The organism is Candidatus Binataceae bacterium, from assembly GCA_035308025.1.
GTDB lineage: Bacteria > Desulfobacterota > Binatia > Binatales > Binataceae > JAJPHI01.
On the sequence record DATGHL010000042.1, the window covers coordinates 122,546 to 129,157 of the forward strand.

At 62.3% G+C, this 6,612-nt stretch carries 6 protein-coding genes; 3 read left to right on the forward strand and 3 right to left on the reverse strand.

All coding sequences use genetic code 11. The features are described 5' to 3' along the window. Positions 1-12: 12 nt before the first annotated feature. Together mreC and VKS22_12940 are read right to left on the reverse strand one after the other, a co-directional pair. A complete protein-coding gene (gene mreC / locus VKS22_12935) occupies positions 13-867 on the reverse strand; it encodes a rod shape-determining protein MreC (protein HLW71515.1) in 855 nt (284 codons plus the stop codon). A gap of 62 nt (positions 868-929) precedes the next feature. Next, complete coding sequence (locus VKS22_12940; GenBank protein ID HLW71516.1) at positions 930-1,964, reverse strand: rod shape-determining protein; 1,035 nt, start codon at positions 1,962-1,964, stop codon at positions 930-932. Between the two features lie 360 nt (positions 1,965-2,324). Between VKS22_12940 and VKS22_12945 the strand changes: the two genes are divergently transcribed. From VKS22_12945 to VKS22_12955, 3 genes are read left to right on the forward strand one after another with little or no spacing between them, the layout of a single operon-like run. Further along, the gene (locus VKS22_12945) at positions 2,325-4,274 is read left to right on the forward strand and encodes a peptidylprolyl isomerase (GenBank protein HLW71517.1); all 1,950 of its coding nucleotides are present in this window, start codon (positions 2,325-2,327) and stop codon (positions 4,272-4,274) included. A gap of 4 nt (positions 4,275-4,278) precedes the next feature. After that, on the forward strand, positions 4,279-5,085 hold the full coding sequence (locus tag VKS22_12950; protein ID HLW71518.1) for an alpha/beta fold hydrolase: 807 nt from the start codon (positions 4,279-4,281) through the stop codon (positions 5,083-5,085). A 43-nt stretch (positions 5,086-5,128) separates the two neighbouring features. After that, positions 5,129-6,319 (forward strand): acyl-CoA dehydrogenase, encoded by a 1,191-nt coding sequence (locus VKS22_12955; protein HLW71519.1) that lies wholly within the window; start codon positions 5,129-5,131, stop codon positions 6,317-6,319. A gap of 103 nt (positions 6,320-6,422) precedes the next feature. Here VKS22_12955 and VKS22_12960 read toward each other — a convergent pair. Next, on the reverse strand, positions 6,423-6,612 hold a 190-nt coding region (locus VKS22_12960; protein HLW71520.1), incomplete at its 5' end, for a hypothetical protein.

A 6,612-nucleotide genomic window follows, 5' to 3' on the forward strand; every position in this document is an offset into this window, starting at 1 on the left:
AGTCTCGCTGGGTCAATTCCGATCGTCGGCGTCGATCTGCAGTTCGGGCGGCTTTTGCGTCAGCACCAGTAGCTGCTCAAGTTTACGGAAATCCGCAGCCGGCGACAGCTCGACGTTGAGGAACAGCCCCGGACCTTCCTGCGAGACCTGCGCGACCTTGCCCACGAGCAAGCCGCGTGGGAAGATCCCGTCCATGCCCGAGGTTACGATCGTGTCGCCGGGCTTCAAGTCCTCGGTGCGGCCGACGTACTTCATCGTGAGGCCGTCGTCGATCACTCCGCCAACGATACCGCGCGCCCGGCTGCGCTGATCGATCGCATCAAGCGCCGAATTGTGATCATCGATCAGCATCACGCGCGCGGCGTCGGGCGCCACCGCGATCAGCTTGCCGACGACGCCCGCAGCGGCGATCACGGCCATGTCGCGTCGAAAACCGCTGTGCGAGCCCTGTCCGATGATCAAGGTGCGCGAGAGCCCGGTGGCGTCGCTGCCGATCACATTGGCGGCGACGGCCTTCATCGCCAAGGCGTCGCGCAGTTCGAGCAGATCGCCCAGTCGTTGGTTTTCCGCTTCCAGCTCGCTCGTCCGCGCACGCTCGCTTTCGAGCTCGGCGAGTTCTTTGCGCAGCGCGTCGTTCTCCCGTCGCGTCCCCACCAGCTCTAGATAGTCGTGGACAAACCCGCTCGTCTCGTCGCTGAAGCCTGCCTCGAAGGCTTGCACCGGCCGGAGTAATTCGATCAGTGCGATAGCCGGTCGGCTGGCCCGCGCGCCCGGTCGCGTCCCCGACAAAATCAGATGCAGGCCCAGAATCAGCAGCGTACCGGCGGTTAGTATCACGCCGTTACGCCGGAGGAAGGAACTTCTCACCTGTGCTCCCCGCGCCGGGGTTCTGTTCGATCAACTGTCGTTGTGATTGCGTAGGGCTGCGCCTAATCCACGGTGACGTCGCGCAACAGCGACAGCTCGTCCAGCACCTTGCCCGCGCCCATCACCACCGCGGTCAGCGGATCGTCCGCGAGCGTTACCGGCAGCCCGGTCTCCTCGCGCAGGAGCACGTCAAGGTTGCGCAGCAGCGAGCCGCCGCCCGCCAGTACAATGCCCTTCTCAACGATATCCGAGGCCAGCTCCGGCGGCGTCCGTTCAAGCGCGATCCGCACCGACTCCACCACCTGATGCACCGGCTCCATCAGCGCCTCGCGAATCTCCTCGTCGGTGATCTCGATAATCTTCGGTACGCCCGCAACGAGATCGCGACCCTTGATCTCCATCGTCTGAATCTCATTGCCCGGGTAAGCGGAGCCGATTGTAATCTTGATCAACTCGGCCGTGCGCTCACCGATCAGCAGATTATACTTGCGCTTAATGTGCTGGATGATCGCCTCGTCCATCTTGTCGCCCGCCACCCGCACTGAGCGCGAGAAGACCACCCCGGCCAGCGAAATCACCGCCACCTCGGTCGTGCCGCCGCCGATGTCGACAATCATATTGCCGGTCGGCTCCGTGATCGGCAGGCCCGCGCCGATCGCCGCCGCCATCGGCTCCTCGATCAGATAGACCTCGTGCGCCCCGGCCGATTCCGCCGATTCGCGCACGGCGCGCTTCTCCACCGCGGTGATCCCGAACGGCACGCAAATTACGATCCGCGGGCGGACCAGCAGCTTGCGATTGTGAGTCTTCTGTATGAAGTGCTTGAGCATGCTCTCGGTGATCTCGAAGTCGGCGATGACGCCGTCCTTGAGCGGCCGAATCGCGACGATCGAGCCGGGCGTGCGACCCAGCATCTTCTTCGCCTCGGCGCCGATCGCCAGCACGCGCCGGCCGCCCCGCGAGTCCTTTTGCACCGCCACCACCGAAGGTTCGTTGCAGACGATGCCTTGGCCCTTGACGTAGATCAGCGTATTGGCGGTGCCCAGATCAATCGCAAGATCGTGCGAGAACCAACCGAAAAATGATGAAAAAGCCACCGATTATGCCCCCATTCACGGCTCGACTGCGGTCCGGCCGCGCGCCCTATGCCTCAAACCCAACCCAACCGACCCAACTGTCAACCTTGGCGCCGTACACAGCTTGCAGGCTCGCCCGCTGACTGCGCCTTCGGCTCCATTGACCCGCGCGCTTGATGGAGAACTCAGGATATCGCGTAACTGAAAAACTAACAGACATGCTTCGGCGCGCGCAACTATCTACTGCGAGCAGAGCTCAAGTCAAAGCGCGCCGGCGAGTGTCGTCGTGGCCGGCGCCCCGGCACCGCGTCAGGAATCTGCGTTAGGCGCGCGGGGGGGCCTGTAAAGTCCTCTGCGATCCCCTGCTATGATGAGGCCCCTATGCTCGAAGGTATCCGGCGCTACGCCTATTCGTGGGTGACACGAGTCCTGCTGCTGTTCCTGATCGCCGTCTTTGTGATCTTTTTTGGCGGACTCGGCAGTTACTTTCTGCAAATCAAGCCGGTCGCCTCGATCGATTGCTACACCTATCTGCATCTCTTCACCCTGCCCGGATGCCGAAACATCCTGCCCGACGAGATCGACCGCCAAGCCGCCAACATCCGTCGCTCGGTGCAGAACGCACATAGTGAAGACGCCGAGCGGATGCTCGCGAGCGTCAACCTGCGACAGATCGCGGTCGAGAGCCTAATCGAGCAGATTCTGATCGAGCGCGAAGCCAATAAGCTCGGTCTGCGCATCAGCGACGAGGACCTCGGCAAGGCGATCGCCTCGCAAGCCGTCTTTCAGGATGACGGCCGCTTCAGCGAGACGCGCTACGAGGAGATTCTGCGTGATAACCAGCTCGAGCCGGCCGCCTTCGAGGCCGACACGCGCGGCAAAATCCTTTCCGATACCCTGCGCTTCATGGTCAGTGACGCCATCGCGGCAAGTCCTGACGAGGCCCGCGCCGAGTTCAATCGCTTTGGTCAGAAGATCGCGCTCGAATATCTCGAATTTCCCTACACGAACTTTGCCGGCGGCCGACCCTCCGACGCGGAGATCGCCAAGTTCTATCACGACAACGAAGAGTCCTTCCGCGAACCAGAACGCGCCAGGATAAGCTTCATCCGTTATGACGCCGCCGTGCTGGCTCCCAAGGAGCCGCCCACAGATACGGCTATTTCGGATTTTTACGAGCAGAATCAGAAGGCGCTCTTTTCTCATCCCCAGCAGATCCATGCCCGCCACATTCTGATACATGTAGCCGCTGACGCGGGCGCAGCGGAGAAGGCCGCGGCCAAAGCACAAGCCGAGAGCTTGATGCAAAAGATCAAAGCTGGCGCCAACTTCGCCGATCTCGCGAAAGAATACTCTGACGATCCCGGCTCCAAACAAAATGGCGGCGATTTGGGTTACATCTCGCGTGGCGAGCTGGTCAAACCGTTCGAGGAAGTTGCCTTCACGCTTAAGCCCGGCGAGTTGGGTATCGCGGAAACCCAGTTCGGCTTTCATGTGATCCAGGTCGAGGACGTCAAAAACTCGAAGGTCGAGACCCTCGAGGAGGCGCGCCCGCGGATCATCGCGATGATCAACGAGAAGCAGGGCGAAACGATCGCCAAGCAGGACCTCAATCAGGATATTGCGGCCGCTGGCGAAGGCCGCGACTTGAAAGACCTGGCCAAAAAACGCGGCCTGGTTGCGATCGAAACGCCCTATTTCGCCGACGGCGAGACTATCAAGGGGGCGGAAGACACTCCGGCGCTGAGCAAAGAAGCCTTCGCGATGCAGCCCGGCGAGATCCATTCGTACATCAAAGGACCAGCGCCGATTCTCCTCAAACTGCTCGATCGTAAACCCACGCGCATCCCGCCGCTGAGCGAAATCAAAGATCGCGTGGCCGCAACGATGGTCCGGATGCGCGCCGAAGCCCAGGCGGCGCAGGCGGCGACGGCGACGCTCAAGCAGGTGCGCGCGCCGGGCGCCTTCGACGCCGTCGTCGCGGCCAATCGTCTACAGGTCAAAAATACCGGCGAGTTTGTTCGCGCCGGCGGTACGATTCCGGGTCTCGGCCAGTTTCAGGAGGCGGTCGAGGCCGCCGCGGCGGTCCCCACAATTCCGGGGGTGATCGATCGCGTGATGGAGAAAGGCGGTAATTCCTATATCTTCCGCGTGGTCTCGCGCAGCGCCCCAAGCGACGCCGACTGGAAAACTCTCGGCCCGGGCTTCACCGAACGCTTTCTCCAGCAACAGCGCCAGCTCGCCTGGAGCAGTTTTGTCAACAACCTGAAAAGCAAGTCGTTGATCGTCGTGCATAGCGACCTGATCGGCAGCTCCGCGGGCAACTCATAACTGTATGGCCGGTCTCGACGACCCCCCTCTGCCCACCGTTGAACTCACCGATTTCCTTCTCCCCGGTCAAGGGCTCAGCGCCCTGCTGATCCACGGCTTAACCGGGACCCCCTATGAGATGCGCTACCTCGGCGAGCGGTTGGCAGCTACCGGAATACGCGTGCATGGCGTCAAACTCGCGGGCCACGCGGGCCAGCCGGAGGAGCTCGGCGCGACCACTCATGAGAATTGGTACGAAAGCGTGATCGCCGGGTTTGAACAGTTACGCGCCTACGGCGATCCGATCGTGGTGGCGGGCCTTTCGATGGGCGCACTGCTCGCCGCACGTCTTGCGATCGAACAACCGGACGCAATCGAGGCGCTCGTGATGCTTTCGCCGGCCTTTTTCATCCCGCGACCGGCGCACCTCCTGGTGCGCCTGCTGCGGCCCTTGGGCCGGGAGGACCGCCTCTATTTCCGCGGTTCCGATGGTTCCGATATTCACGACGACTCCGCGCGCCGAATTCATCCGGGCAGCCGGCTGATTCCCTTGCGGGCGGCGCTCAATCTGCTCGAACTCAGCGCCTACGTCCGCCCGAAGCTGCGCGACCTCACACAGCCGGCGCTCCTGATCCATAGCCGCTTGGATCATGTCTGCCCGTTCGATCGCAACACCCGCTTCGTGATGAAGCATCACGATCGCACGCGGCTGGTTGCGCTCGACGAGAGCTTTCACGTAATCACAGTTGACAGCGACAAGGACCGCGTCGCCCAGGAAACGATCGAATTCGTGCGCGATTACCGTGTGGCGCCGAGCGCCAGATACGCCTGACTTCCTGGGCGCGGCTGGCCGCCGTTCGTATCGGAGAGTATCGATGGACTTAGGCTTCAGCCCCGCAGAAGAGCGCTTTCGCGAAGGCGTGCGCAAATTTCTCAGCGCTAACCTGCCGCCCGGATGGAACTCCGGCGGCGGCCGGCCAGCCGGAATGTCGCAGCTCGATTTTCTGCGCGACTGGCAGCGGCGGCTCGCCGCCAACGGTTTCCTTGGCATGTCCTGGCCAAAGGAATACGGCGGTCAGGGTGCCAGCCAAATCGAAATGGCTATTTTCAACGAGGAAGCCGCGCGCGTCCGCGCGCCAGGCCCCCTCAACGTTATCGGCCTCTCGATGGTCGGGCCGACGCTGATGAGCCACGGCACGCCCGAGCAGAAGGAGCGTTTCCTCGCCAAGATCATGAGCGCCGAAGAGATCTGGTGCCAGGGTTTTTCCGAACCCAACTCGGGCTCTGACGTCGCCTCGCTCAGCACCCGCGCCGAGCTCAAGGGCGATGAGTTCATCGTCAACGGCCAGAAGGTCTGGACCACGCTCGCCCATATCTCGCAATGGTGCATGCTGATCGCCCGCACTGACGCCACCGCGCCGAAGCATCGCGGCATCTCCTGCCTCTTGATCGATATGAAGACCCCCGGGGTCACCGTCAAACCCTTGCGCCAGATGACCGGCGAATCCGAATTTAACGAGATGTTCTTCGACGACGTGCGGGTGCCGCGCACGAATCTGCTCGGCCCGCTCAACGAAGGCTGGCGCGTCGCCACCACCACCCTGATGAACGAGCGCGGCACCAGCGCGCTGGCGTCGGTGATGCGCTATCGCATCGTCTTCGATGAAATCGTCGATCTCGCGCGCAAGACGATCCGCCACGGCAAGCCGGCGACGCAGGATCCAGTGCTGCGCCAGCAACTCGCGCAGTTCCATGTCGACCTCGAAATGATGCGCTTCACGGCCTATCGGACCTTTTCAAAGATCCTCAAGGGCGGCGACCCCGGTCCGGTCGGATCGATCTCGAAGCTCGCCTGGTCCGAGCTCAACCAGCGCATGATGGAATTCGTGATCAACCTCGAAGGCCCGGCCAGCCAGCTTATGCGCGGCTCGCCGCACGCTGTTGAAAGCGGCCGCTGGCAGCATCACTTTATGCGCTCGCGCGCCAACACGATCGAAGCCGGGACCTCCGAGATTCAGCGCAACATTATCGCCGAGCGCGTCCTCGGCCTGCCCAAATCCCGCTGATCAGGCGCTGGACGGAAAGTAGAAAGCCCCTGCCCCTGCGGCGATCGCGCACAGTGACAGGGGCTGAGTATCAGTAACGAGAAGCTGCGGGGTGCTGACTGATTCAGGCCGCCTCGGTGTCCACGACCTCGTCCTCCGTATAGCACGGCATCCCGAACTCCGGTACGTCGAGCCCCTCCAGTTCGACCTCTTTCGAGACGCGCATCGGGCTGATCGCGTTCACGATCGAGAAAACTATGTAGGTGAAGGCGAAGATGTAGATCGCCATGAACGTCGCGCCGCCAATCTGCATA

Excerpts from the sequence above, each read along its gene's own strand:
- VKS22_12945 (HLW71517.1), top strand. The coding sequence starts at position 2,325 with ATGCTCGAAGGTATCCGGCGCTACGCCTATTCGTGGGTGACACGAGTC.
- VKS22_12950 (HLW71518.1), top strand. The coding sequence starts at position 4,279 with ATGGCCGGTCTCGACGACCCCCCTCTGCCCACCGTTGAACTCACCGAT.
- VKS22_12955 (HLW71519.1), top strand. The coding sequence starts at position 5,129 with ATGGACTTAGGCTTCAGCCCCGCAGAAGAGCGCTTTCGCGAAGGCGTG.